At 71.6% G+C, this 24,894-nt stretch carries 21 protein-coding genes; 14 read left to right on the forward strand and 7 right to left on the reverse strand.

Features of this window, described 5'->3' with window-relative positions; all coding sequences use genetic code 11:
- The first annotated feature begins 1 nt into the window (after position 1).
- The 5 genes from VGK78_RS15665 to VGK78_RS15685 all read left to right on the forward strand — a co-directional run bounded on the left by VGK78_RS15665 (position 2) and on the right by VGK78_RS15685 (position 5,396).
- Complete coding sequence (locus tag VGK78_RS15665; protein ID WP_331528624.1) at positions 2–1,012, forward strand: methionine synthase; 1,011 nt, start codon at positions 2–4, stop codon at positions 1,010–1,012.
- Positions 1,009–2,793, forward strand: a complete 1,785-nt coding sequence (locus VGK78_RS15670; RefSeq protein WP_331528625.1) for a gamma-glutamyltransferase family protein — start codon at positions 1,009–1,011, stop codon at positions 2,791–2,793. Before VGK78_RS15665 ends, VGK78_RS15670 begins: the two co-directional genes overlap by 4 nt.
- A 99-nt stretch (positions 2,794–2,892) precedes the next feature.
- Positions 2,893–3,414, forward strand: a complete 522-nt coding sequence (locus tag VGK78_RS15675) for a SigE family RNA polymerase sigma factor (RefSeq protein ID WP_331528626.1) — start codon at positions 2,893–2,895, stop codon at positions 3,412–3,414.
- Between the two features lie 2 nt (positions 3,415–3,416).
- A complete protein-coding gene (locus VGK78_RS15680; protein ID WP_331528627.1) occupies positions 3,417–4,730 on the forward strand; it encodes a hypothetical protein in 1,314 nt (437 codons plus the stop codon).
- Positions 4,731–4,754: 24 nt separating this feature from the next.
- Complete coding sequence (locus VGK78_RS15685; protein WP_331528628.1) at positions 4,755–5,396, forward strand: O-methyltransferase; 642 nt, start codon at positions 4,755–4,757, stop codon at positions 5,394–5,396.
- Between the two features lie 195 nt (positions 5,397–5,591).
- Here the strand turns inward: VGK78_RS15685 and VGK78_RS15690 are convergent, their stop codons facing one another.
- From VGK78_RS15690 to VGK78_RS15705, 4 genes are all read right to left on the reverse strand, one after another.
- Positions 5,592–7,268: an MFS transporter gene (locus tag VGK78_RS15690; RefSeq protein WP_331528629.1), complete on the reverse strand. Its 1,677-nt coding sequence runs from the start codon at positions 7,266–7,268 to the stop codon at positions 5,592–5,594.
- Positions 7,269–7,315: 47 nt separating this feature from the next.
- Positions 7,316–7,918 (reverse strand): TetR/AcrR family transcriptional regulator, encoded by a 603-nt coding sequence (locus VGK78_RS15695; protein WP_331528630.1) that lies wholly within the window; start codon positions 7,916–7,918, stop codon positions 7,316–7,318.
- A 144-nt stretch (positions 7,919–8,062) separates the two neighbouring features.
- A complete protein-coding gene (locus tag VGK78_RS15700; RefSeq protein WP_331528631.1) occupies positions 8,063–8,674 on the reverse strand; it encodes an alpha/beta fold hydrolase in 612 nt (203 codons plus the stop codon).
- Positions 8,671–9,645 carry a methyltransferase gene (locus VGK78_RS15705; protein WP_331528632.1) on the reverse strand — a complete coding sequence of 325 codons (975 nt, stop codon included), beginning with the start codon at positions 9,643–9,645 and terminating at the stop codon, positions 8,671–8,673. Before VGK78_RS15705 ends, VGK78_RS15700 begins: the two co-directional genes overlap by 4 nt.
- Positions 9,646–9,711: 66 nt before the next feature.
- On the opposite strand from VGK78_RS15705, the gene ligA reads away from it, so the two are divergent.
- The gene (ligA, locus tag VGK78_RS15710; RefSeq protein ID WP_331528633.1) at positions 9,712–11,796 is read left to right on the forward strand and encodes an NAD-dependent DNA ligase LigA; all 2,085 of its coding nucleotides are present in this window, start codon (positions 9,712–9,714) and stop codon (positions 11,794–11,796) included.
- A 25-nt stretch (positions 11,797–11,821) separates the two neighbouring features.
- On the opposite strand, the gene VGK78_RS15715 is transcribed toward ligA, so the two are convergent.
- From VGK78_RS15715 to VGK78_RS15725, 3 genes are all read right to left on the reverse strand, one after another.
- A complete protein-coding gene (locus tag VGK78_RS15715) occupies positions 11,822–13,405 on the reverse strand; it encodes a hypothetical protein (RefSeq protein WP_331528634.1) in 1,584 nt (527 codons plus the stop codon).
- 245 nt (positions 13,406–13,650) lie between these two features.
- A complete protein-coding gene (locus tag VGK78_RS15720) occupies positions 13,651–14,769 on the reverse strand; it encodes a hypothetical protein (protein WP_331528635.1) in 1,119 nt (372 codons plus the stop codon).
- Positions 14,762–15,280: a SigE family RNA polymerase sigma factor gene (locus tag VGK78_RS15725; protein ID WP_331528636.1), complete on the reverse strand. Its 519-nt coding sequence runs from the start codon at positions 15,278–15,280 to the stop codon at positions 14,762–14,764. The genes VGK78_RS15720 and VGK78_RS15725 overlap by 8 nt, the downstream gene beginning before the upstream one ends.
- A 95-nt stretch (positions 15,281–15,375) precedes the next feature.
- On the opposite strand from VGK78_RS15725, the gene gatC reads away from it, so the two are divergent.
- The 8 genes from gatC (at position 15,376) to VGK78_RS15765 (ending at position 24,891) form a co-directional block, all read left to right on the forward strand.
- The gene (gene gatC / locus VGK78_RS15730) at positions 15,376–15,690 is read left to right on the forward strand and encodes an Asp-tRNA(Asn)/Glu-tRNA(Gln) amidotransferase subunit GatC (RefSeq protein ID WP_331528637.1); all 315 of its coding nucleotides are present in this window, start codon (positions 15,376–15,378) and stop codon (positions 15,688–15,690) included.
- Entirely contained in the window at positions 15,687–17,234 is a 1,548-nt protein-coding gene (gene gatA / locus VGK78_RS15735) for an Asp-tRNA(Asn)/Glu-tRNA(Gln) amidotransferase subunit GatA (protein WP_331528639.1), read from the forward strand. The genes gatC and gatA overlap by 4 nt, the downstream gene beginning before the upstream one ends.
- Positions 17,231–18,760 (forward strand): Asp-tRNA(Asn)/Glu-tRNA(Gln) amidotransferase subunit GatB, encoded by a 1,530-nt coding sequence (gene gatB / locus VGK78_RS15740; RefSeq protein ID WP_331528640.1) that lies wholly within the window; start codon positions 17,231–17,233, stop codon positions 18,758–18,760. The genes gatA and gatB overlap by 4 nt, the downstream gene beginning before the upstream one ends.
- Before the next feature lie 591 nt (positions 18,761–19,351).
- Entirely contained in the window at positions 19,352–20,440 is a 1,089-nt protein-coding gene (locus VGK78_RS15745) for a hypothetical protein (protein WP_331528641.1), read from the forward strand.
- 5 nt (positions 20,441–20,445) lie between these two features.
- Entirely contained in the window at positions 20,446–21,321 is an 876-nt protein-coding gene (locus tag VGK78_RS15750; RefSeq protein WP_331528643.1) for a hypothetical protein, read from the forward strand.
- A complete protein-coding gene (locus VGK78_RS15755; protein ID WP_331528677.1) occupies positions 21,321–22,439 on the forward strand; it encodes an energy-coupling factor transporter transmembrane component T family protein in 1,119 nt (372 codons plus the stop codon). Before VGK78_RS15750 ends, VGK78_RS15755 begins: the two co-directional genes overlap by 1 nt.
- Positions 22,436–24,019, forward strand: coding sequence for an ABC transporter ATP-binding protein (locus tag VGK78_RS15760; protein ID WP_331528644.1), 1,584 nt, complete (start codon positions 22,436–22,438; stop codon positions 24,017–24,019). The genes VGK78_RS15755 and VGK78_RS15760 overlap by 4 nt, the downstream gene beginning before the upstream one ends.
- Positions 24,016–24,891, forward strand: a complete 876-nt coding sequence (locus VGK78_RS15765) for an ECF transporter S component (RefSeq protein ID WP_331528646.1) — start codon at positions 24,016–24,018, stop codon at positions 24,889–24,891. The genes VGK78_RS15760 and VGK78_RS15765 overlap by 4 nt, the downstream gene beginning before the upstream one ends.
- The last annotated feature ends 3 nt before the right edge of the window (positions 24,892–24,894 follow it).

The raw sequence follows: 24,894 nt of genomic DNA on the forward strand, positions 1-24,894 counted from the left end.
CGTGACGATCGCCAGCGGTGTCGGGTCCTGGCCGGGCACCGACGCCGAGGAGTACGCCGAGGCGGTTCGGGTCGTGCTCGGCGAGGTGCCGGACCTGCCCTACCTGCCCGAGCTCCCCGGTCGTGGTGTCGCGGCAGGCATGGTCGGTCGCACCCTGGCCACGATCAGCAACCTGGGCTTCGACCTGCAACCCGCGGGCTGGCGGCTGACCGACAGCTCCGGCGTCGACCACCGTCGTGCCCGCTCCCTGCTCGCCCAGGACCTCGACCAGCTCGAGGAGCAGGGCCAGGACTTCCGCGGCGTACTCAAGGTGCAGCTGACCGGACCGTGGACCCTGGCCGCGACCGTCGAGAAGCCACGCGGAGACAAGGTGCTGGCCGACCACGGAGCTCGTCGGGAGCTCGCCCAGGCTCTGGCCGAGGGCGTCGCCGCCCACCTCGCGGACGTACGCCGCCGCGTCGCCGCCGAGCACGTCGTCGTCCAGGTCGACGAACCCGCGCTGCCGGCAGTGCTGTCCGGGGCGGTCCCGACGGCCTCGGGGTTCGGCAAGCACCGGGCCGTCCACCCGCCCGAGGCGTCGGAGGCGCTGGAGTGGGTGCTGGACGAGGCCGGCACCGAGCCCTGGGTGCACTCCTGCGCGGCGGGTACACCGTGGGCGCTGCTGCGGGGGGCCGGTGCGCGTGGCCTGAGCGGCGACCTGTCGGTGCTCGGCGCCGACGACCTCGACGCCTTCGCCGAGGCGCTGGACGCGGGAGAACGGGTCGCACTCGGCGTCGTCCCGGTCACCGAGCCGGAGACCGTGCCCAGCGAGCAGGGTCTCACCGAGCGTGTGCTCCGCGTGCTCGACGTGCTCGGCCTCGACCCGGACGCCGTTTCCGACCTGCTCGTCGTCACTCCGGCGTGCGGCCTCGCGGGAGCGTCGCCCGCGTGGGCACGCCGAGCCAGCGACCTGTGCCGCGCCGTCGGCCGGAACCTCTCGGGCACCTCGGACGCCGTCCGGGAGCAGCGGTGACCACGGAGCACACGACCCGGCCGACCCTGCGCGGCACGTTCGGCATGGTGTCCACCACCCACTGGCTCGCTTCCCAGTCCGCGATGGCCGAGCTCGAGGCGGGCGGCAACGCCTTCGACGCCGCGCTCGCCGGCGCGTTCGTCCTGCACGTGGTGGAGCCACATCTGAACGGCCCCGGTGGCGAGGTGCCGGCCGTCTTCGCGACCGCCGCAGATCCGACACCGACCGTGCTTTGCGGGCAGGGAACCGCCCCGGCGGGCGCGACGGTCGAGCACTTCCGCGCCCTGGGTCTGGACCTCGTGCCCGGGTCCGGGCCGCTGGCCGCGGCCGTTCCCGGTGCCGTCGACGCCTGGCTGATGCTGGGCCGCGACCACGGCACCAGATCGCTCCGCGACGTCCTGTCGTACGCCGCGGGCTATGCGCGCCACGGGCACCCGCTGCTTCCGCGCGCGGCGTCGACGGTCGCGACGATGCAGCAGATGTTCACCGAGCACTGGCCGACCTCGGCGGCCCACTGGATGCCGGGCGGCCGGGTTCCGCGCCCGTGGGAGCTCGTCGCGAACACGGCGTACGCCGACGTGCTCGATCGTCTCGTGACCATCGCCGAGGCGGCCGGGCCGAGCCGCGAGGAGAAGTACGACGCCGCCCGGCGCGCGTGGGGCGAGGGGTTCGTCGCCGAGGCGGTGGACCGCTTCCTCCGAAGGCCTTTCCTGGACTCCAGCGGCGAGCCGCACGCCGGCGTGCTCACCGGCGGGGACATGGCGGCCTGGAGCGCGTCGTACGAGCCGGCCGTCACCCACCGGTTCCGGGACTTCGAGGTCGCGAAGACCGACCTCTGGGGCCAGGGACCGGTGCTGCTCCAGTCGCTGGCCATGCTCGACCGGCTCCCCGACGATGCGCTCGACCCGTCGACGACCGAGGGCGCGCACGTGACGGCCGAGGTGCTCAAGCTCGCCTTCGCGGACCGGGAGGCGTGGTACGGCGACGGCAGCGACCTCTCCGTCGCCGAGCTGCTGGACCCGGCGTACGTCGAGCAGCGGCTGGCCCTCGTCGGTGACGTGGCGTCGGCGGAGCTGCGGCCGGGATCGCCGGGCGGTCGGACCGCGCGGCTGCCCCGGCACGTGCTGCACGAGTCCGGCGCGCCGGAGGCATCGGGGCTGGGCGAGCCGACGCTGTTGTGGACCGGCGAGACCAAGGGCGACACCTGCCACCTCGACGTCGTGGACCGGTGGGGCAACATCATCTCGGCCACCCCGAGCGGCGGCTGGCTGCAGAGCTCGCCGACGGTGCCGGGGCTGGGGTTCTGCCTCGGCAGCCGCCTGCAGATGCTCTGGCTGGACGACGGGCTGCCGTCCTCACTGGTCCCAGGTCGCCGACCGCGCACCACCCTGTCGCCGACCCTCGTGCTGCGCGACGGCGTACCGGCGTACGCCGTCGGGACACCGGGCGGCGACCAGCAGGACCAGTGGCAGCTGGTGTTCCTGCTCCGACTGCTCGCCGGCGGGCAGGAGATCCAGGAGGCGATCGATGCGCCGATGTTCCACACGACCTCGCTGCCGAGCTCGTTCTACCCGCGCGAGATGAGTCCCGGGGAGCTGGTCGTCGAGGACCGGCTCGGAGACGAGGTCATCGGGGCGCTGGCCCGGCGCGGTCACGGCATCACCCGGGTCGGGCCGTGGACGCTGGGGCGGCTCTGCGCGGTCTCGCGTGACGCCGAGACGGGCCTGCTCGGCGCGGGCGCCAACTCGCGCGGGGCGCAGGGGTACGCCGTCGGGCGCTGAACCCGGCGTACGGTCCGTGCAACCTGGCGGCACCGCCACCTCGTTCGTGAGGTGACCGGCCCCGTCGGATGGCCGGCTCGGGACAGGCGAAGGACGGCGATGGCACGACGCGACGCGGGGGAGTTCACCTCCTTCGTGCTCAGCAGCCAACCGGGGCTGCGGCGCACGGCGTACCTGATGTGCGGTGACTGGTCACTGGCGAGCGACTTCGTGCAGGAGGCGTTGATCCGGGTGTACCGGCACTGGCCACGGCTGCGTGGCGATGCCGAGGCCCGGGCGTATGCCCGCAAGGCGGTGGTGAGCGTGGTGATCGACGCGAAGCGGCGGCGGTCCAGCACGGAGGTGCCGGTCGACGAGATCCACGACACCGGCGGCCCCGACGATGCCGATCGGTCGGCCGATCGCGAGCTGCTCACGCGGTGCCTGGCGCAGGTGCCGGCGCGACAGCGGGCCTGCCTGGTCTTGCGCTACTACGACGACCTGTCGGTGAGCGAGGTGGCGGCCGTCCTGGGGATCTCCGAGGGGACCGTGAAGTCGCAGACGGCGCGCGGGCTGGAGACCCTGCAGGCCGCCTTCGCCCGGGAGACGAACGACGAGCTGCTCGTGAGCGGGAGGGAGTGACGATGCCCCGCGACCTGACCGACCTGATGGAGCGCGCGACGTCGTTCGCGCCGCCCGAGCCGCATGCGGCTTCCGACATCACGCGCTTGGCCGCCCGGCGGCAGCAGCGGCGTACGACGAGCCTGGCCGCCGGGCTGGCGGTGGCTGTGCTCGCCGCGGGCGCGATCGGCTACGGCACGACCCGGTCCGGCCACCAGGCGCCGGAGCCGGTCGGGACGCCGCATGACCTGCACCAGTCGGTGGTCGACGCGGTCCCCGCGTCGTCCGTTGCCGGGTTCAGCACCCTGGACTACGGCGTGCCGTCCGTCGCGAACCACCTGGGGCCGCTGGCACCGATCGGGCAGTACGCCGACGTGGACGCTTCGGGCCGGCTGGTGGTGATGAAGGTGACCAGCAGCAGCGGCTCGACGACCGAGCTCTCGGCTACCTACGAGATGGTGGGCGGACCCGGAGAAGCACCCGCCGGCGTGCTGGCACCTCGGTCCGTCTCCCCGTCGAACATCTGGCAGCCGTCGTTCACCGGGGACGGCGGGCTCGCCTGGGAGCAGCCGAACGCGGGGACGCTCGACTACCTGCTCACCGACGCGCAAGGTCAGCACCCGATCACGGTCAGCAACGACCTGTCCGGGGTGTCGGGTCAGACACCGGGCGGGGTCCACCCCGTCCGCTCCATCTGGTACGAGGACGGTCGGGTCTGGTTCAGCGTCGTCACGCGACAGAACGCGGCGACGGCCTCGAGTCCACGGCAGTGGGTGTCCCTCTACTCGGTCGATCCGGAGGACCCGTCGGTGCTGCGCGCGGAGAAGCCTGCCGATGCGGCGGAGATCGCGGTCGGGGGCGGCGAGGCGGTCTGGACCGACGGCACCACCGTCAAGGCAGTCGACCTCAGCACCGGGGTCGAGCGCACGGTGCCGATGCCTCTGGACTCGGGTTGCGGGCTGCCGAATCCCTCCCTTCTCGTCGACGGAAACCTCACGGGAGCCGTCACGACCAACGGTCACCTCATCTCGCTTCTCGAGGCGTGCCCGGGTTCGTCCCATCTCGTCGTGACCGATCTCGACGGACGACTGGTCACCGACATCACGTCCACGTCGCCCGGGTACCTGCAGCAGATCCGACTCTCCGGCGACCTGCTGACCTTCGAGGGCGACGCGTCCGACGGGTCGATCTCGCCCTATGTCGACGACCTCTCCACCGGTCAGCTCGTCAGACTGGGCAGTAGTCGGGAACGGATGGTGGGCGACACACGGGCCAACGGCCGGTACGTCATCTGGTACGACGCACAAGGCGGTCACGTGGGCCGGTTCTCCGGCTGACAGACCTACGGCAGACTCGGCGGCATGGACATCGTGGACCCCGCCATCAACGACTATCTGCTCGCCCATTCCGAGCCCGCCGACGAGGTGATGCGTGATCTCGCCGAGGAGACACATCGCGACCTGGCACCTCAGTCGGTCATGCAGATCACCCACGACGAGGGCGAGCTGCTGACGATGCTGGTCCGGCTGACAGGCGCCCGACAGGCCGTCGAGGTCGGCACGTTCACCGGCTACTCGTCGACCTGCATCGCCCGCGGCCTGCCCGTCGACGGGCACCTCCTGTGCTGCGACGTCAGCGAGGAGTACACATCGGTCGCCCGGCGCTACTGGGAGCGGGCCGGCGTGGGCGACAAGATCGAGCTGCGGATCGCGCCGGCGGTGGAGACGCTGAAGTCGCTGCCGAGTGAGCCGTACCTCGACTTCGCCTTCATCGACGCCGACAAGACCGGTTACCCGGCGTACGTCGAGGAGATCCTGCCGCGGCTGCGTCCGGGCGGGCTGATGGTCCTCGACAACATGCTCCGCGGCGGGCGGGTGCTCGACCCGGAGGACGACAGCGACCGGGCCATCGCCGACCTCAACGAGGCCCTGGTCGCCGACGACCGGGTCGACGTCGTGCTGCTCCCGGTGCGCGACGGCGTCAGCCTCGCCCGGAAACGCTGACGCTCGGGGCCGGCACTGACGGTTCATCACGCTGGGTAGGTGAATCCGCACATGGCCAGCGGAGTTCACCTGGCCCAGCGCCGGCTCGACCACTCAGCGTGATGAACCGTCCACCCGGAGCTGCCGAAGCCACAGCCCAGACAGGACGACGCCCCCGGAGCGCTGCTCCGGGGGCGTCGTCGGTGCGACTCAGGATCAGCCGACGTGCACGCTCTCCCGCTCGGGGGCGTCGGTGGCCAGCTCCTCGTGCTTGACGTCGAGGAACAGCCAGACGATCGCCGAGCCGGCCAGCATCAGGAAGACCCCGACCAGGAAGGCGTGGGTGGCGCCGGTGGAGAACCCGCCCAGGTAGGACAGCCGTGCGACCAGCTCACCCGGTGATGCCACCCCCAGCTGAGCCATCAGCTGCGACTGGACGTGCGGGTCCAGCTGCGACAGACCACGGCCGACGGTCGGTGCGATCTGCGAGATGTGGTTGTTGGTGAAGTGGCTGCCGACGGTCGACAGGATCGCCAGACCGAGCGCACCACCGACCTGCTGCATCGTGTTGAGCACCCCGGATCCGATGCCGGAGTCCTCGGCCCGCACGTGATGGACGGCGGTCAGGGTCAGCGGCACGAACACCGCACCCATCCCGAGCGCCATCAAGGACACGAACGGCAGGATCTGCGTCCAGTAGCTGACGTCCGAGCCGAGGTGGTGACCCTGGCCGGCCGCGTTCAGGACGTCGGTACCACTGTCCGGGACGCTGAGCCGCGAGAAGCCGTACAGAGCCACCGACGCCATCAGCGTGCCGACACCGGCGATGTAGCGCGGGTCGATCCGGTTCGCGAGGTTGGACACGATCGTGGCGCTGATGATGATGCACACGCTGAACGGCAGGAACGCGAACCCGGCCTTGAGCGGGCTGTAGCCCATGACGTTCTGGATGAACAGCGACAGGAAGAAGAACATCGCGAACATCGCCGCCGGCAGCAGCATCATCGCCGCGAAGCTCGCCGCCCGGGTGCGGTTGGCGAAGATCCGGAACGGCAGCAGCGGGTGCTCGACCCTCGTCTCCACGAGCATGAACATCACCAGGAGCACGACGCCGGCGAACAGGCTGGTGATCGTCCAGCCGTCGTGCCAGCCGTACGCCGCGGTGCCGGCGCGCGTGAGCCCGTAGACCACCGAGAGGAGACCGGCCGTGCCGGCGATCGCGCCGGGGACGTCGAGCTGGCCCGGGTGGGGCTCCGACTCGCTGAGGAAACGTGGGGCGAGCAGCGCCGCGATGATGCCGATCGGGACGTTGATCAGGAAGGTCAGCCGCCAGCCGTCGTGGCTGTTGAACATCGAGACGTCCAGGCCGGTCAGCCAGCCGCCGAGGATCAGGCCGACGGCCGCACCCGCGCCGGACATCGCGGCGTACACCGCGAAGGCGCGGTTGCGCGCCGGGCCGGCCGGGAACGTCGTGGTGATCAGCGCGAGCGCCGCCGGGGACGCGAGCGCGGCGCCCAGCCCCTGGATGCCCCGGGCGCCGAGCAGCAGCGCCTCGTTCTGGGCGAAGCCGCCGAGCAGCGACGCGACCGCGAACAGCGTGAGGCCGGTCATGAAGATCCTGCGGCGGCCGTAGAGGTCACCGAGGCGGCCGCCGAGGAGCAGCAGGCCACCGAACGCGAGCGAGTAGCCGGTCACGATCCAGGTCAGGTTCGTGCCGGACATGTTCAGGTCCTTGCCGATGTACGGCAGGGCGATGTTGGCGATGGTTGCGTCGAGGACCACCATCAGCTGGGCGATGCAGATCAGCACGAGTGCCCAGCCGAGGTGCTGCCTTCTGCCGGAGGTGGTGACCTCCGGCTCGGGCGTCCCGACGGTTTCGGTCAGGTCGGACATACGGTTCCTTACTCCTGTGACTTCTTTGCGTGACTTCTTGACGGGCTTCAGCCCTGCGGCCTGACAGCCGGCAGGATGATCTGGTCGACCGCGCGCTCGATGAGCGACTGGTCGGGCGTGTCGCCGAAGACGAACACGCGGTGCAGGACGATCCCGGCCAGGGCCGCCGCGACGAGGTCGAGATCGAGGTCGTCGCGGAGCTCGCCTCGGTCGCGGGCGCGCTCGAAGATGACGCGCGAGACGCGGGCCTTGGGCTCGACGACCTGGGCGCGGAACTCGCGGGCGAACTCCGGGTCGGTGCTCACCGCGGTCATCACCGCACCGAGCGTGGCGGTGGTCCCGTGCTCGGTGAGGCCGCCCAGCCCGCAGAACGCCGTGAGCAGGTCGCTCCGCAGGCCGCCGGTGTCGGGAACGACCGGGATGCCCTTGGAGCGGGCGAGAGCCTCCACGACGAGCGTCGCCTTGGAGTTCCACCGCCGGTACAACGTCGCCTTCGACGCCTTGGCCTGGTGGGCGACGGCGTCCATCGTCAGTCGGTCGTAGCCGACGTCGGCGAGCACCGCGAGGGCGGCGTCGAGGATCTCCTGCTCGCGGTCACCCTCGACGCGCGGTCGGGCGGCGGCAGCGGCGGCAGTGGCCTCGGGCGTCATCGGATCGTCACCTGTCCGTGATCGAAATGAAACGAAACGGTTTCGTTCCATGATGAGAGTAGTGGAGCATCACGGATGAAACAAATCGGTTTCATCCGGAGTCCGGAGGAACTCTCCGGTCTGCTCCTCGCCGCCGGGGCGAGCTCAGCCGAGGACGCGGCGTACCCGGTCGAGGGTGAAGGAGTTCCAGGCGTGGATGCCGCTGAGCAGGTAGTGGCCGCGGTCGCCCATGTCGGTGAACGACGTGGCCGCGGCGACCGCGGCGGCCCGGTCGACGTACGCGCGGGTGGCGCGGGCGCTGGTCACGCGGTCGCGCCGCCCGTGCGCGGCGTGCAGCTCCCGGCCGGCCAGCGCGGCGACCGGCTCCTCCGGCGGCAACCAGGGGGCGAGCGCGACGACACCGCGGACCATGGTGTGGTCGGCCACGTGGCACGCCGTACGACCGCCCATCGAGTGACCGACCAGGGCGACCGGCACCTCGCCGACCTCGTCGCGCATCAGGTCCAAGGCCCACCGCGCGTCCTCGATCTTGTCGGCACCGTCCCCGTTCCAGCCCACCGTGCGGTAGCGCAGCAGCCGTACCCCGACGCCGTCCCGGTGCAGGTGCCGCCCGAGGGTGCGGGCGAGCGCCACGCCACGCTGCCAGGACAGGCTGCTCGCGGTGACCGTCGCCCGCGACCGGTCCTTGCCGCCGTGCAGCACCAGCACGGCGAACGCCGGAGACCCGACCGAGTCGTGGCGGCTGAGCGCCCTCAAGCGGGCACCGCCCTCAGCCAGCTCGTGTAGCCACCGGAGACGACGTCCTCCAACCGGAACCCGGCCGAGGAGAGGAGCGACTCCCACTGGTTGCGGTCCCGCTCACCGGCTCCGAACATGGCCAGCATGTGCAGGTCGAGCAGGCCCAACCCGATGGTGTCCACCTCGGGGAAGATCCCCTCCAGCAGCAGCAGGGTGCTGCCCTCCGCGGTCATCGCGCGGCGTACGGTCGCCAGGATCCGGACCGCAGCCTCGTCCGGCCAGTCGTGCAGGATCTGGGAGAGCAGGTAGATGTCCCCGCCCTCGGGAACCACGTCGAAGAAGCTGCCCGCGACGAGGTCGCACCGTTGCGCGGCCGAGGACGAGGCGACCCGGTCGCGGGCCGTCGTGACGGTCTCGTGTACGTCGAAGAGCGTGCCGGTCATCCGCGGGCGGCGCTCGAGGATGTCGAGGAGCAGGGTCCCGGTGCCGCCCCCCACGTCGACCAGGTGGCCGGTCTCCGGCCAGTCGTAGTCGGCGACCATCGACAGCATGGCCGGCAGCCGGCGACGCATCTTCTCGTCGAACTCCGTGCGGTCGCCGGGATGCTGCGCCAGCCAGTCCCAGAAGCTGGTGCCGAAGGTGAGCTCGAAGGCGGGTACGCCCGAGCGCAGGGTCTCGGGCATGCGGGTCCATCCCCCCACCTCGAATCCCGAGTAGCGGGCCGTCGCGACGGAGTCGGGATGGTCGCTCCTCAACACCTGTCCCGCCTCGGTGAGCGACCAGCGGCCGTCCTCATCGCGATGGAACAGCGCGCGCGGCGCCAAGGCCCGCAACACCCGCGCGGCAAGGTCGGGCCGCCAGCCGGTCGCCGCGCCGATCTCCTCGACCGAGCGCGGGCCCTCAGCGAGCAGGTCTCCCAGTCCGACCGAGTTCACGATCTGGACCAGCAGCGGGCTCCGGAAGTCGACCAGGTGCTTGGGATCGTCCACGAGCGGATCCTAGGACCGCGCAACGTCACCGGTCGGGCTGTCGGTGCGACCCGGCAAGATAGCGCCATGGGCGAACCGCAGTCGGCGACCACCGAGGCCAAGGAACGCCACCGTCAGCTGTCCGAGGAGATCGACGACGCGCGGTGGCGTTACTACGTCCTCGACGACCCCACCCTGTCCGACTCCGACTTCGACCAGCGCCTGCGCGAGCTGGAGGCGATCGAGGAGCAGTTCCCGGAGCTCCGCACGCCTGACTCCCCGACCCAGAAGGTCGGCGGCGCAGTCTCGACCGACTTCACCGCGGTCGACCACATCCGACCCATGGAGAGCCTCGACAACGCCTTCACCTACGACGAGCTCGAGGCGTGGAACGCCCGGCTGGCCCGCGACGGTGTCGCGTCACCCGCGCTGCTGTGCGAGCTCAAGGTCGACGGGCTCGCCATCAACCTGCTCTACGAGCGCGGGCGGCTCACGCGGGCTCTCACGCGAGGCGACGGGCGCACCGGTGAGGACGTCACGAGCAATGTCCGCACCATCGACTCCGTGCCCGACCGGTTGACCGACACCGAGGAGTTCCCGGTCCCCGACCTGATCGAGGTGCGCGGTGAGGTGTTCTTGCCGGTCGAGGCGTTCGAGCGCCTCAACGAGTCGCTGACCGAGGCGGGCAAGCCGCCGTTCGCCAACCCGCGCAACTCCGCGGCCGGCTCGCTGCGACAGAAGGACCCGCGCATCACGGCGTCGCGGGCGCTCGGCATGGTCTGCCACGGCATCGGCGCGCGCGAGGGGTTCGAGCCGGTGTCGCAGTCGACGGCCTACGACGCGCTCCGGGCGTGGGGCCTCCCGACCTCCGACAGGGTGGAGGTGCTGCCGTCGCTGGAGAGGGTGAGGGCCTACATCGAGAACGCCGGCGAGCACCGGCACACGATCGTCCCCTACGAGATCGACGGCGTCGTGATCAAGGTCGACGACGTGTCCCTGCAGCGCCGGCTCGGCTCGACGTCACGCGCGCCGCGCTGGGCGATCGCGTTCAAGTACCCGCCCGAGGAGGTCAACGCCAAGCTGCTGTCGATCGAGGTCAACACGGGCCGCACGGGCCGGGTGACGCCGTTCGGCGTGATGGAGCCCACCAAGGTCGCCGGATCCACCGTCGAGCGGGCGACCCTGCACAACGCCCACGAAGTGAAGCGCAAGGACGTCCGGCCGGGTGACACCGTCGTGCTGCGCAAGGCCGGTGACGTGATCCCCGAGATCGTCGGACCCGTGCTCCCGCTCCGACCGAAGGGGCTGACGGCGTGGGTGATGCCCACGACCTGCCCTTCGTGCGGCACCGACCTGGTCCAGCAGAAGGAGGGTGACAAGGACCTCCGCTGTCCCAACACGCGTGCCTGCCCGGCTCAGCTGCTCGACCGCGTCTACCACGTGGCGAGCCGCGGGGCGTTCGACATCGAGGGCCTCGGCTCGGAGGCGGCTCATGCCCTGCTGGACGCAGGCGTCATCACCAACGAGGGCGACGTCTTCGACCTCGATCGCGACAAGCTGTTGAAGACCGACCTGTTCACGCGCGCTCCCAAGAAGGGGGAGGCGGGCCCTCAGCTGAGCGCGAACGGCGAAGGGCTTCTCGCCAACCTCGGCGGACGCAAGCAGGTGCCGCTCTGGCGGGTGCTGGTGGCGCTGTCGATCCGGCACGTCGGGCCGACGGCGGCCCGGGCCTTGGCGGTCGAGTTCGGCTCGATGGCCGCGATCCGGGGTGCCTCCGAGGCGCAACTGGCGGCCGCCGAGGGCGTCGGACCGACCATCGCCGCGTCCGTGATCGAGTGGTTCACCGTCGACTGGCACCGCGAGATCGTCGACACGTGGGAAGCCGCCGGGGTCAGCATGGCCGACGAGCGCGACGAGTCGACGCCGCGGACGCTCGAGGGGCTCACGGTCGTGGTCACCGGTTCGCTGGTCGACTACTCCCGCGACTCCGCCAAGGAGGCGATCGTCTCGCGGGGCGGAAAGGCAGCGGGCTCGGTGTCGAAGAACACCGACTACGTTGTGGTCGGCGACAACGCCGGCTCCAAGGCGGACAAGGCCGAGCAGCTCGGCGTCCCGATCCTCGACGAGGGCGGGTTCAAGGTGCTGCTCGAGAGGGGCCCCGGCGGGCTCTGACGGACGTTCGGGCTCCGGCGGACGTTCAAGCCTGCTCGGGCGTGGCCGGCGGCGAGGTCGTCTTGAGCTGACCACCCTCGAGCCGCCACAGCTGGGCGCCGAGCGCGCCGCTGAGCACCAGCAGGAAGAAGGCCATCACCCGGTGGCCGCCGATCACCGACCACACGGTGAGCAGCAGCATCAACGACATCAGCACGATCAGGCCGGGCTTGGTGTTGGCGGCCCGTGCGAACCCGATCGCGCACCGCTCGGGCAGCCCCATCCGACGGAACGTGACCTCGCGGTCCGGCATCGGGACGTGCAGGTCGTCGGGGACGGCGGCGTCGAGGGCCGCGGCGAGCTTCTCGCCGTTCATCCACTGCAACGCCTCCATCTCGAGCACGGAGCCGTCCCGCCCGACCAGCTGTCGCGTGCCGTCGCGCCAGGCGAACAGCGCGACCACGTCGGCCAGCTTCATCGCGCGGGCTGTGGTGCCGTCGAGCTCCTCGGCGACCTGGGCATCGGTGGAGAACGTCGACAGGTTGGCGGGCCAGTCCACGTGGCTGTGCCGTTTGCCCTCGCCCACCGGCTCGGACTCGGGGAACGTCACCAGCTTCAGCCCGCGGGCCAGCTTGGCGTCCTCGGGCAGGCCCACGAGCAGGGTCGCCTGCAGCTCGCGCACCGCGGTGTCGACCAGCTGCGGGTTGGTGGTGCGGAGCTGCTCGATCAGCTCCTCGTGGCTCAGCGGGACGCGGGCGCTGAGGGCGGCGTACGCCGACTCCAGCGCGACATCGGTCACCGCGGAGGGGTTGTCGAGTCGGCTGAGCCGCTGCTGGACGGCCTCCTCGACCCACGCACGCGGAACCCCGTCCTCGGCCAGCCGCCGGATCACGTCGATCCCGGCGTGCGCGACGGTGGCGCGCATGTCGGGCACGACGTCGGAGCCGCCCCCGACGACCAGGTGCTGGTCGTCGACCTCGGTCATCCCCGACCAGGGTGCGTACGCCCCGCCGAGCCGCTCGCGCAGGCCGTCGTGGACGGCTCGCTCGAGGACGGCGGGCAGGAACGTCGCCTCGTGCGTGCGGGACACGACGCCGCTCAGGGTCAGGCCGGCGTCGTCGCGGTACGCCGCGGGCAGGCGCCGGTTCACCGGGGTGGCCGGCAAGGGCGGCAGGTACTCGCCGGCGGGCAGGCCCAGCTTGAGATCCGCCGGGGGAGGTCCGTCGAGCACCAGGAGGGCGTTGGCGGCGTTGAACACCCGCCAGGCTCGCTCCGCGAGCAGCTCGGGGGTCGCCCGGAGGGCGCCGACCTCGGCGTAGCTGGCGACGCCGGGCCCGGTCGCGCCGTACCTCCAGGTGAGGGAGCGGCTCAACGGGTCGTGCCGCTGGTGGGCCCGTGCCTGGAGCACCCCGCGCTCGCGGGCGAGCAGCCGGAAGTCGGGCTCGGCGATCCACCTGCACAGCCGGCCGAGCCGGTGCGTCAGCTCCTCGGCGGCGCCGAACGCCGCGAAGCGGGTCAGCAGCATCGTGACCTCGCCGTGGATCGGCCGGCTCAGGGTCTCGCGGTCGAGCAGGGCGAGGTGCTCGAGCAGGCGGAGCCAGCCGGTCTCGGGCAGTGGCTCGTCGGCCATGCCGTGACGGAAGATCAGGTGGGCAGCGGAAGCCGGCCGGCCCGTGTCCGCGAAGAAGCACAGGACGCCGGAAACCTCGGTCTCTCGGACCGTGTGGAGAGCGGTTTTCATAGTCAGCCTGGGGGGTGGCTAGCGTGTGGTTTTCCAGCACGCTAGCCCGCACGGATCACCGACGTAGGCTGTTTGGCCAAGGTGTGACGCGGACGAATGGTCAAATTTCCGTCGGTCGGATCCGGCCTCGACGGTCAGCTCTCGAAGGCGAATCCGGCGTAACGGACGAGCGCATCCGTGCTCACGCGAGGCACCGTCAGGTCGCGGCACGCCGCGGTCGTGGGCTCGCAGAAGGTCAGAGTCGACCCGTGCACCTGGTACAGCGAGCCGTCGGTCGTCCAGCCGTAGGCCGCTGGTCCCGGCAGCTGGACGGCCTGGCTGGTTGCCAGGTCGTAGACCATGACGCGTGAGGTGCCCGTCGGCGCGTATCCGGAGGTCATCGCGAACCTGCCGTCGGGGGACAGCTGCACCTGGGTCTCGGACGTGATCGGGATGTCCATGACGTCCTCGCCCGTGGCCACGTCGACGACGTCTGCCGTGGCGGCGGACTGTTCTCCGCCCCGGATGACGACGGTCCGGCCGCCCTCGACCTCGGGGAGGGTCGAACTCGGGATGGTGGCGGTGGTGGTGGCCTTCCCCGTTCGCCAGTCCACCACCGTGGTCGCGTCGTCGGTGCCGACGTAGACCTCGTCACCGGACAGCGCCACCGGGGGCGCCTCCCAGCCGCCCCAGCTGAACGTGCCGGGCACGTCGACGCGTGCGACGTCGCGGTCGGTGCTGACGTCGTGCACGACGACCCGGATCCTGCCGTCGGTCATCGTGGCCCAGGCGAGGTACGGCTGCGCCGGGTCCGTCGACGGCACCACGTCACGGAGGGTGACGCCCATCTCGGACGTCGTCCCGTCGGTCCCGACCAGCTCGAAGTGGAAGGGCGCTCCGCCGTCGGAGGAGCCGTCCTTGTTGGTGCGGACCAGGACGCCGGCCGAGGTGTAGTAGAGCGTCTGGGCGACCTCGGGCATCCGCACCGGTGTCGCGTGCTGGCCGACATAGACGGTGTCGCCGACGCCGTAGGCGAGATCCGGCGTCGAGCCGGCCGCCGGACCCGTGTCCGTGGCGTTGCCCCCGCCCCCCAGGGTCAGCACTCCGACGGTGGTCGCGGCAACCGCCAGAACGGCGACCCCGGCGGCACCGCGGACGAGCGTACGACGGTGCTGCATCCGGCGTCCGGCGCCCAGGATCTCGGCGGCCGGCGGTGCCGGGATGTCGAGCGTCTCGGCCTCGCCGTGCATGAGGCTGGCGAGTCGGTCAGTCATGGCGGGCTCCTGTCTCCAGCGGGATGACTGCTTCGCCCAGCAGCTGACGCAGCGTGGCGAGGGCGTCGGAGGTCTGGCTCTTCACGGTCCCCTCGGCGCAGCCGAGGGCGTGTGCGGTGTCGGCGACCGACAGGTCGTCGTAGAAGCGGAGGACCACCACGGCCCGTTGCCGCGGTGGCAGCTGGGCCAGCGCCTGCATGAGCGCCGGGCGCAGGCTGGGGTCCTCGTCGTACCCCCGCTCCTGGAAGGTGTCGGTCGGTTGTTCGTTGCGCCAGCCCTTCTTGCGGAACCAGCTCGAGGCCGTGTTGACGAGGGTGGTCCGGGCGTAGGCACGGGCGGCGCCGAGGTCTCGGACCTTCCTCCACGAGGCGTAGGTCTTGGCCAGGGCTGTCTGAACGAGGTCCTCGGCGGACGCGCGGTCGCCGAGCATCAGGTACGCCGTGCGGTACAGCGCCGGCCACGAGGCATGGACGAACTCGGTGAACTCCGCGTCCGAGGGCGGTCGTGCCATGAGATCTCCGAGCTGTTCGGTGGGCTGGTCACCCGATCAGATGCTGCGGCGAAACCGGATGGTTGGGTCGATCGCCGCATCCATAGGATGAACGCATGCCCGAGTCCTCCGAGCACACGATCACGCGCGACGAGGTGGCGCACCTCGCCGACCTCGCCCGGATCGACCTGACCGACGCCGAGCTCGACCACCTCGCGCCGCAGCTGAGCGTGATCCTCGAGTCGATCGCCTCGATCCAGGGCGTGGCCGGCGACGACGTGCCGCCGACGTCCCACACGCTGCCGATGACCAACGTCTTCCGTGACGACGTCGTGCGGCCCGGCCTGACGGCCGAGGAGGCGCTGAGCGGTGCGCCGGAGGTGGAGCAGCAGCGGTTCAAGGTGCCGCGGATCCTGGGGGACGAGCAGTGAGCGCCCGTGGCGCGGACAAGCGCACAGCGGTCGAGCTGACCGAGGCGCTCGCGTCCGGCGAGACGACCAGTGTCGAGATCACCTCGGCCGCGCTCGACCGGATCGGCGAGGTCGACGGCGCCGTGCACGCGTTCCTGCACGTCGACACGGACGGCGCGCTGCGTGACGCAGCGGCCTCCGACGCTCGCCGTGCGGCTGGGAAGTCATGGGGTCCGCTCGACGGGATCCCGATCGCGGTCAAGGACGTCCTGGCCACCCGCGGGCTGCCGACGACGTGCGGCTCGCGCATCCTCGCGGGCTGGGTGCCGCCGTACGACGCGACGGTCGTCGCCCGGCTGCGCGCTGCCGGCCTGCCGATCCTGGGCAAGACGAACATGGACGAGTTCGCGATGGGATCGTCGACCGAGCACAGCGCCTGGGGTCCCTCCCACAACCCGTGGGACCTCGACCGCATCCCCGGCGGCTCGGGCGGAGGCAGTGCAGCGGCGGTCGCGGCGTACGAAGCACCACTGGCGATCGGCACCGACACCGGCGGCTCGATCCGCCAGCCCGCTGCGGTCACCGGCACGATCGGCGTGAAGCCGACGTACGGCGGGATCTCGCGCTACGGGCTCGTCTCGCTGGCCAACTCGTTCGACCAGGCCGGCCCGGTGACCCGCACCGTGCTCGACGCCGCGCTGCTGCACGACGTGATCGGCGGGCACGACCCGCTCGACTCCACCTCGATCGAGGAGGCCGTCCCCGCGCTGGTCGAGGCGGCTCGACGGGGTGCCGACGGTGACCTGACCGGCGTCCGCATCGGTGTCGTCCGGGAGCTGGGCGGCGAGGGCTACCAGGCGGGCGTCCTCGCCCGGTTCGAGGAGTCGGTCGAGCTGATGACCAAGGCCGGTGCCGAGGTCGTCGAGGTGTCGTGCCCGTCGTTCGTGCACGCGCTGGCGACCTACTACCTGATCCTGCCGGCCGAGGCGTCGTCGAACCTCGCCCGGTTCGACGCGATGCGGTACGGCCTGCGGGTCACGCCGGACGTTGCCAGAGACGGAGCAGAGCCCAGCGCCGAGGACGTCATGCGGGCGACCCGTGAGGCCGGGTTCGGCGACGAGGTGAAGCGTCGGATCATCCTCGGCACCTTCGCCCTGTCGAGCGGCTACTACGACGCGTACTACGGGCAGGCGCAGAAGGTACGCACCCTGGTCACGCGCGACTTCGAGGCGGCGTTCGGTCAGGCCGACGTGCTGGTCAGCCCGACGGCGCCCACGACCGCGTTCAAGATCGGCGAGAAGGTCGACGACCCGCTCGCGATGTACCTCAACGACCTCGCGACCATCCCGGCCAACCTGTCCGGCGTGCCCGGCATCTCGGTCCCGAGCGGGCTGGCCGACCAGGACGGGCTGCCGACGGGCGTCCAGATCCTGGCACCGGCGATGGCCGACGACCGGGTCTACCGCGTCGGCGCCGCCCTCGAGGCGTTGCTGGCCCAGGAGTGGGGCGGGCCGCTGCTCGACCAGGCACCGGCGCTCTCGCTGCTCGAGGAGGGCGAGGAATGACCGAGACCCTGCTGTCGTACGAGGACGTCCTCGCGCGGTTCGACCCCGCGCTCGGACTCGAGGTGCACGTCGAGCTGAACACCGCGACCAAGATGTTCTGCGGGTGTCCGACGACGTTCGGCGCCGAGCCGAACACCCAGGTCTGCCCCACCTGCCTGGGGCTGCCGGGCTCGATGCCGGTCGTGAACGCCAAGGCCGTGGAGTCGGCGATCCGGATCGGGTTGGCGCTGAACTGCGAGATCGCGGAGTGGTGCCGGTTCGCGCGGAAGAACTACTTCTACCCGGACATGCCGAAGAACTTCCAGACGTCGCAGTACGACGAGCCGATCGCCTTCAACGGGTACATGGACGTCGAGGTCGACGGAGAGACGTACCGCGTCGGCATCGAGCGCGCCCACATGGAGGAGGACACCGGCAAGTCCACCCACATCGGCACCACCGGACGCATCCACGGCGCCGACTACTCACTGGTCGACTACAACCGGGCCGGCATCCCGCTGATCGAGATCGTCACCAAGCCGGTGCTCGGTACCGGCGCGAAGGCGCCCGAGGTGGCTCGAGCGTACGTCGCCCAGCTCCGCGACCTGCTCCTCGGCCTCGGCGTGAGCGACGTACGCATGGAGCAGGGATCGCTGCGCTGCGATGTGAACCTGTCGCTGGCGCCGAAATCGTCGGTCGAGCCTGTCGAGCGCCGTCCTGAGCCTGTCGAAGGGACCACGCTCGGCATCCGTACCGAGACCAAGAACGTCAACTCGCTGCGGTCGGTCGAGCGGGCGACGCGCTACGAGATGCAGCGGCATGCCGCCGTGCTGTCCGAGGGCGGGAAGGTCCTGCAGGAGACCCGGCACTGGCACGAGGACACCGGGGTCACGACCAGCGGGCGCGAGAAGTCCGACGCCGAGGACTACCGCTACTTCCCCGAGCCCGACCTGGTGCCGGTCGCTCCGAGTCGCGAATGGGTCGAGCAGCTGCGGACGGAACTGCCGGAGCCTCCGCATGCCCGGCGGGCTCGGCTGCAGACGGAGTGGGGCTTCTCCGACCTCGAGATGCGCGACACCGTGGGTGCCGGCGCGCTCGGCCTGGTGGAGGAGACCATCGCCGCAGGTACCGCACCCCAGGCCGCGCGGAAATGGTGGCTGGGGGAGCTGGCTCGACGCGCGAACGAGTCCGAGACCGAGCTCGCCGCCCTCGGCGTCACGCCTGCTGACGTCGCTCGGGTACAGGCCCTGGTCGACGAGGGCACGCTCAACGACAAGCTCGCCCGTCAGGTCTTCGACGGCCTGCTGGCCGGCGAGGGCACGCCCGACGAGATCGTCGCCGCTCGCGGCCTGGCGATCGTCTCCGACGAGGGTGCGCTCGGCACCGCCGTCGACCACGCCATCGCGGCCAACCCCGACGTCGCCGACAAGATCCGCGACGGCAAGGTCGCCGCGGCCGGCGCGCTGATCGGCGCGGTGATGAAGGAGATGCAGGGCCAGGCCGACGCCAACAGGGTCCGGGAGCTGATTCTCGAGCGACTGACCTAGACCTTGCGGTGGGTGGTGGGTTGCGGTCTTTTGGCTTCAGAGGAGGGGCCAGGCGGTTTCCCCCGGGGCCGTTGCCGGCTTCCGGTTTGCACGGGGTATCCGGTCTGGGTGATGGTCGTGGAGATCAGACCGGTGGATCGTTGAGCCTCTAGATCTGGCGCAGCTCCTCGATGCCGGTAGCCGATCGTCTAGAGGGCTGCCACGGCCCGGGGACCTCGTCCCGGCTGACCAGGATGTCGATGTCCAGGATGGGTGCTCGACCGAAGCAGAGCGGATGCCGGCGGGGGCTCGACGAAGCTCGCCCGCCACCGTCTGGACGGGTCCGAGGGCCGAGGCGCGGACTCGATTGCTCCGCAGGCCGCGAGTAGGGATAGCCTGCCGGTGATCACATCCAGTCACGCCCGTGGCGGGGGAAGCCGGTCGAATTCCGGCGCTGACCCGCAACCGTGGGTCGTGCCCTTCTCGTGGAGGCACGACGAGCCGGAGCACCTGCTACGACGCGTCCCTAACACACGCTGTCGAGGAACGCAGCGGGTGGGTTCCGGCTCCGCTCCCGGTGCGCCTGCCCGCTGTCGCAGCGGGAAGGAAATCATGTCCAGACGATCCGTCGTACGACGTGCCGGCTCGGCCGTCGTCGTCACCGCCCTGGCCGCCACCATGGCCGCCGCGGGCTCCCCGGCAGACGCCGTCTCGTCGTCATCGCCGGCCGGTCACGGCGCCACCTGGCTCGCGGACCAGCTCAACAAGCACGGCCTGATCTACAACCGGCAGTTCAAGTTCAAGGACTACGGCCTCACCGCCGACACGGTGCTGGGCCTGAAGGCCATCGGCGGTCACCGCTCCGACATCAAGGAGGCGCGCAGGGCGCTGGCCCGGCACGTGAACAACTACACGACGTTCCACACCGACCGGTACGCCGGCGCCACCGCGAAGCTGCTGGTGGTCGCGCAGCAGACCGGTGGGGGCGCCTGGAACTTCGGTGGTGTCAACCTGGTACGACGCATGGTGGACCGCGTCGCCACGGACGCCCCGATCGCAGGGCGAATCCAGGACAAGTCGACGTCCGGAGACTTCGCCAACACCATCGGCCAGGTGTTCGCCGTCCGCGGGCTGCTCGCCGCGCACCGCCCGATCGCCGGCAAGGCGCTTCACTTCCTCCTGGAGCAGCAGTGCCGGTCGGGCTACTTCCGTCTGGAATTCAACCCGGACAAGACGTCCCCGGACCAGGGCTGCGGCAAGGGTGACCCGGCCGACACCGACGTCACCGCACTGGCCGTCGTCGAGCTGACGGCGGTCTCGAAGGGCCATCGTGCTCTGAGGGCCGCCCTCGGCGACGCCGGCCGGTGGTTGAAGCGCCACCAGAGGGCGACCGGCGCCTTCGGTGGCTCCGGACCCACGTCGGGCGCCAACTCGAACAGCACGGGACTCGCCGGCTGGGCCTTCCTGACCGACGGCAGGTGTGGTGCTGCTCGCCACGCGGCCGGTTGGCTGGCCAAGCTCCAGGTCCGGGGCAACCTGTCCGGGACGCCGCTCGCTCGCGAGCGCGGGGCCATCGCCTACGACTACGCCGCCTACCGGGCTGCCAAGCAGGACGGCATCGACGAGACGACCCGTGACCAGTGGCGCCGGGCCACCGCACAGGGAGCCCCAGCGCTGGTCGCCCTGTCCCATTGCGGGTGACGGGTGTGTCACGGCTCGTCGTACGCCTCACCGTCGCGGTCCTCGCGGCCGCGACGGTGGGGCTCGGCGCGTCGGAGCCCGCCCAGGCGGCGACGTGTGCGAGCGCCCACGGCGTGTCGGTCGTGGTGGACTTCCACCAGCTCGGTGGCGGCGTCCAGACGCGCTGTGACGGCGCCGGCGCCGGCGAGGTCGCCTGGGACCAGCTCCAGGACGTCGGCTTCAAGCTGACCCCGGTCAATGGAGAAGCGTTCGTCTGCCGCATCGACGGAAAGCCCTCGTCCGACCAGGAGTCGTGCCAGCGCACGCCGCCGGCCGACGCCTACTGGTCGCTGTGGTGGACCGACGGGAAGACGGGAAAGTGGTCCTTCTCCTCCCAGGGAGCCGGCTCGCTGAAGGTGCCGGAGGGCGGGTCGGTCGCGATGTCGTGGCAGAGCGGGAACGACCAGGTGCCACCGGGTGCACCTGCCCCTCGCCACGAGACACAGCCGTCCCCGAGCCCGACGAGTCGGCCGTCGGCCTCCCCGCAGCCGAGCTCGTCACCCCCCAGCCAGGTTCCGTCGTCCTCGGCCGCACCCGGTGCCTCGAGCCCGACCTCGAGCGCAGCGGATGCGCGGTCGGGCCGCACCCGAGCGGGCGGGCACGGGAAGCATCAGCACACGCAGCCCTCGAAGAGAGCGAAGGCGAAGGCCTCTGCACACGCGCCGGACCGCACAGAGGCGGCCGCTCCCCTCGCAGGTGTCGCTCCAACCGGCTCCACGGAGTCCGACTCCTCGGGCTCGGGGGGCCTGCCCGGGTGGGTGGCGCCGATCGCCGTCGCCGTGCTGTTCGTCGGTAGCGGCGCCGTCGTCCTGGCGCGCCGGAGACGCAGCGGCGGCGCGTGATGCGGGCCCGCCTCGGCACGCTCGGGACCGCACGGCTGCCACGCGACCTCCATCCGGTCGCGTGGTGGCTGTGGGCGCTCGGGCTGGCGGCGGCGGCGTCGTTCACCACCAACCCCTACCTGCTGCTCCTTTTGATCGGGGTCGCCTGCCTGGCGGTGGCGGCCCGGCGCAGCGCCCAGCCGTGGGCGGACTCGTTCCGTCTCTATCTGTGGCTCGGCGTCGCCATCGTCCTGCTCCGGGTCGTTTTCCGAATCCTGCTCGGCGGTGGCGACGGAGGCCGCGTGCTGCTGCATCTCCCGCAGATCCCGCTGCCGCACTGGACCCTCGGCCTGCGCCTGCTCGGGCCGGTCACCCAGGAGTCGCTGCTGGCCGGGCTGTACGACGGACTCCGGCTCGCGGCGATCGTGATCTGCGTCGGGTCCGCCAACGCGCTGGCGAACCCCAAGCGACTGCTGCGCTCCCTGCCGCCGGCGCTCTACGAGATCGGCAGTGCCCTGGTCGTCGCAGTGACGGTGCTGCCGCAGCTGGCCGACAGCGTCCGGCGGGTTCGAGCCGCGCAGACCCTGCGAGGCGGTGACACCGGCCGTGTGCGCGGGTTGCGTCGGCTGCTGGTCCCGGTGCTCGAAGACGCCCTGGAACGATCGCTGTCGCTGGCGGCCGGGATGGACACCCGCGGCTACGGCCGCGCGTCCGGGGCGACGCCGCGCGAACGACGTACCACCGGTGGACTGATGCTGCTCGGGCTGTGCGCAGTGGCCGTCGGCGTGTACGGCGGACTCGACCGGACGACCCCGGCCTGGCTGGGCCGACCCATGCTGGCACTCGGCGTCGTGGTGTCCGTGGTGGCGGTCCGCCTCGCCGGACGACGCGTGGCGCGCAGCCGCTACCGGCCGGACCGCTGGCGGTGGCCAGAGCTGGCCGTGGCCGCCTCGGGCGTCCTGGTCGGCGTCGCCGGATGGTGGATGTCGCGGCACCAGCTTCCGATCGCGTACCCGTCGCTCACGGTCGCGCCGACGCTGAGCCTGCTGGGACTCGTGGCCGTCGTCGTCGGGGTCGCGGGCGCCCTGTGCTCACCGCGGCCGCACGCGGCAGCGCCGGCCGCGGAGGGCACGCTGTGATCGAGCTCCGCCGGCTTCGATTCGGGTACGACGGGCCCTCGGAGGCCGCCGTTCTCCGTGACGTCGACCTGACCATCGACGAGGGGGAGCTGGTGCTGGTGTCGGGCCGCACCGGCGTCGGCAAGTCGACGCTGCTCGGCGTGCTCACCGGGCTGGTCCCGCGGTTCTCCGGCGGCACGCTGGCAGGCGACGTGCTCGTCGACGGTCGGTCCGTCGTCCACAAGCCGCCGCGCGAGCGTGCGCACGTCGTGGGGTACGTCGGGCAGGACCCCGCCGCGGGCTTCGTCACCGACAGCGTGGAGGAGGAGCTCGCCTACGGGATGGAGCAGCTCGGACTGCCGGCCGACACGATGCGGCGCCGCGTCGAGGAGACCCTCGACCTGCTCGGCATCGCTCCCCTCCGGTCGCGCGACCTGCGCACCCTCTCCGGTGGCGAGCAGCAGCGGGTGGCGATCGGGTCGGTGCTGACCATGCACCCGCGAGTGCTCGTCCTCGACGAACCGACGTCCGCGCTCGATCCGACGGCGGCGGAGGAGGTGCTGGCCACGCTGGCCCGCCTCGTCCACGACCTCGGGGTGTCCGTGGTGATGGCCGAGCACCGGCTCGAGCGGGTCGTGCCGTTCGCCGACCGCATGGTGCTGCTGCCCGGTGACGGGACGGTGCGGGCCGGTGCGCCGGCCGACCTGCTCAGGTCCTCACCCGTCGTACCCCCGATCGTCGAGCTGAGCCGGGCCCTCGACTGGTCGCCGATGCCGATGACCGTCCGCGACGCGAGGCGGTTCGCGCGCGGGCTCGACCTCGGCGAGCCGCCCGCCGTGGCGCCGGCGTCCGGCGAGGCGCCGGTGCTCGAGAGTGACGATCTGACCGTGGTCCGTGGCGGAGCGGTCGCTCTGCGCGAGGTGTCGGTGCGCCTGCGACCCGGCAGCGTCACCGCCCTGATGGGCCGCAACGGCTCCGGCAAGTCGACCCTGCTGTGGACCCTCCAGGGGACCCGCGCGCGCCGGTCAGGCAAGGTCTCCGTCCGCGACGTCGACCCCGCCGGTGAACCGGCCGGGCGACGGCGCGAGCTGGTGGGGCTGGTCCCGCAGACGGCGTCGGACCTGCTCTACCTGGAGTCCGTGGCGGACGAGTGCGCGGCCGCAGACGCCGGTTCCGGTCGCCCGGGCTCGGGGGAGTGCCGGAAGCTGCTCGACCGGCTCGTGCCCGGCGTACCGGACGAGGCGCATCCGCGCGACCTGTCGGAGGGCCAACGACTCGCTCTAGCGCTCGCGGTCGTGCTGGTGACCTCGCCACCGGTGCTGCTGCTGGACGAGCCGACGCGAGGCCTCGACTACCCGGCGAAGGGCGAGCTCGCCGACGTTCTCCGGCGGCTGGCCGACGACGGGCACGCGGTGATGGTGGCGACGCACGACGTCGAGTTCGCGGCCCAGGCGGCCGATGCGGTCGTGGTGCTGGCCGAGGGTGAGGTCGTGTCGGAGGGCCCGACCCGCGAGGTGCTGGCCGCCTCGCCGGCGTTCGCGCCGCAGGTGACCAAGATCCTCGGTCCCGGATGGCTGCGCGTCTCGGAGGTGCCGTCGTGAGCCGCGCGGTCCCGCTCTCCCGGCGTTCGGCCCTGGTGCTGGGTGTGGCCTCGCTCGCCGGCCTGATGATGCTGATGTGGCCACTGCTGGTCCGCGACTCCTCCGGCGGGCAGGTCGGCCCGCCGTTCGTGTTCCTGGCGCTGCTACCGGTCGTGATCGTGGTGGCACTGGCCGAGGTCACCGAGGGCGGGCTCGACCCACGGGTTCTGGCTGTGCTCGGTGTGCTGTCTGCGGTGAACGCGGTGCTGCGAGGCCTCTCGCCCGGCACAGCCGGCGTGGAGCTGGTGTTCTTCCTGCTGATCCTCGCCGGACGGGTGTTCGGGCCAGGGTTCGGCTTCGTCCTCGGGTGCACGTCGTTGTTCGCGTCCGCGCTGCTGACCGGGGGCGTGGGGCCGTGGCTTCCTTTCCAGATGCTGGTCTCGGCATGGGTCGGGATGGGGGCCGGGCTGCTGCCACGGAAGGTCGGCGGACGTGCCGAGGTCGCGATGCTGGCGGCGTACGGCGTGGTGGCGGCGTACGCCTACGGTCTGCTGCTGAACCTCTCGTCGTGGCCCTTCGTGCTCGGGGTCGCCGTACCGGGCCACACCGGGCTCGCGTTCGTGCCCGGTGACCCGTTGTCGGAGAACCTGCACCGTTTCCTGGCGTACACGCTGATCACCTCGACCGGGTCGTTCGACACCGGCCGCGCAGTCACCAACGCCGTGGCGATCGTCGTGCTGGGTCCGGCCGTCCTCACCACCTTGCGCCGCGCCGCCCGGCGCGTCGTCGTCAACGGGGTGATCGCCGCCTCGCCTCAGGTCGGGTCGTCCGCCCCGGCGGAAGCTCCAGTACCCCACCAGGCGGACGACGCGGAGGTCAGCCCGCGGGCGTGAGGT

The organism is Nocardioides sp. (genome assembly GCF_036503465.1).
Classification (GTDB): Bacteria; Actinomycetota; Actinomycetes; order Propionibacteriales; family Nocardioidaceae; genus Nocardioides.

Bases quoted from the DNA above. Each gene is read 5' to 3' on its own strand.
- ligA (WP_331528633.1), top strand. From the start codon at position 9,712: ATGGGCGAACCGCAGTCGGCGACCACCGAGGCCAAGGAACGCCACCGT.
- VGK78_RS15685 (WP_331528628.1), top strand. From the start codon at position 4,755: ATGGACATCGTGGACCCCGCCATCAACGACTATCTGCTCGCCCATTCC.
- VGK78_RS15720 (WP_331528635.1), bottom strand. From the start codon at position 14,769: ATGACTGACCGACTCGCCAGCCTCATGCACGGCGAGGCCGAGACGCTC.
- VGK78_RS15695 (WP_331528630.1), bottom strand. From the start codon at position 7,918: ATGACGCCCGAGGCCACTGCCGCCGCTGCCGCCGCCCGACCGCGCGTC.
- VGK78_RS15725 (WP_331528636.1), bottom strand. From the start codon at position 15,280: ATGGCACGACCGCCCTCGGACGCGGAGTTCACCGAGTTCGTCCATGCC.
- gatC (WP_331528637.1), top strand. From the start codon at position 15,376: ATGCCCGAGTCCTCCGAGCACACGATCACGCGCGACGAGGTGGCGCAC.
- VGK78_RS15755 (WP_331528677.1), top strand. From the start codon at position 21,321: ATGCGGGCCCGCCTCGGCACGCTCGGGACCGCACGGCTGCCACGCGAC.
- VGK78_RS15675 (WP_331528626.1), top strand. From the start codon at position 2,893: ATGGCACGACGCGACGCGGGGGAGTTCACCTCCTTCGTGCTCAGCAGC.
- VGK78_RS15690 (WP_331528629.1), bottom strand. From the start codon at position 7,268: ATGTCCGACCTGACCGAAACCGTCGGGACGCCCGAGCCGGAGGTCACC.
- gatB (WP_331528640.1), top strand. From the start codon at position 17,231: ATGACCGAGACCCTGCTGTCGTACGAGGACGTCCTCGCGCGGTTCGAC.
- VGK78_RS15745 (WP_331528641.1), top strand. From the start codon at position 19,352: ATGTCCAGACGATCCGTCGTACGACGTGCCGGCTCGGCCGTCGTCGTC.
- VGK78_RS15680 (WP_331528627.1), top strand. From the start codon at position 3,417: ATGCCCCGCGACCTGACCGACCTGATGGAGCGCGCGACGTCGTTCGCG.
- VGK78_RS15715 (WP_331528634.1), bottom strand. From the start codon at position 13,405: ATGGCCGACGAGCCACTGCCCGAGACCGGCTGGCTCCGCCTGCTCGAG.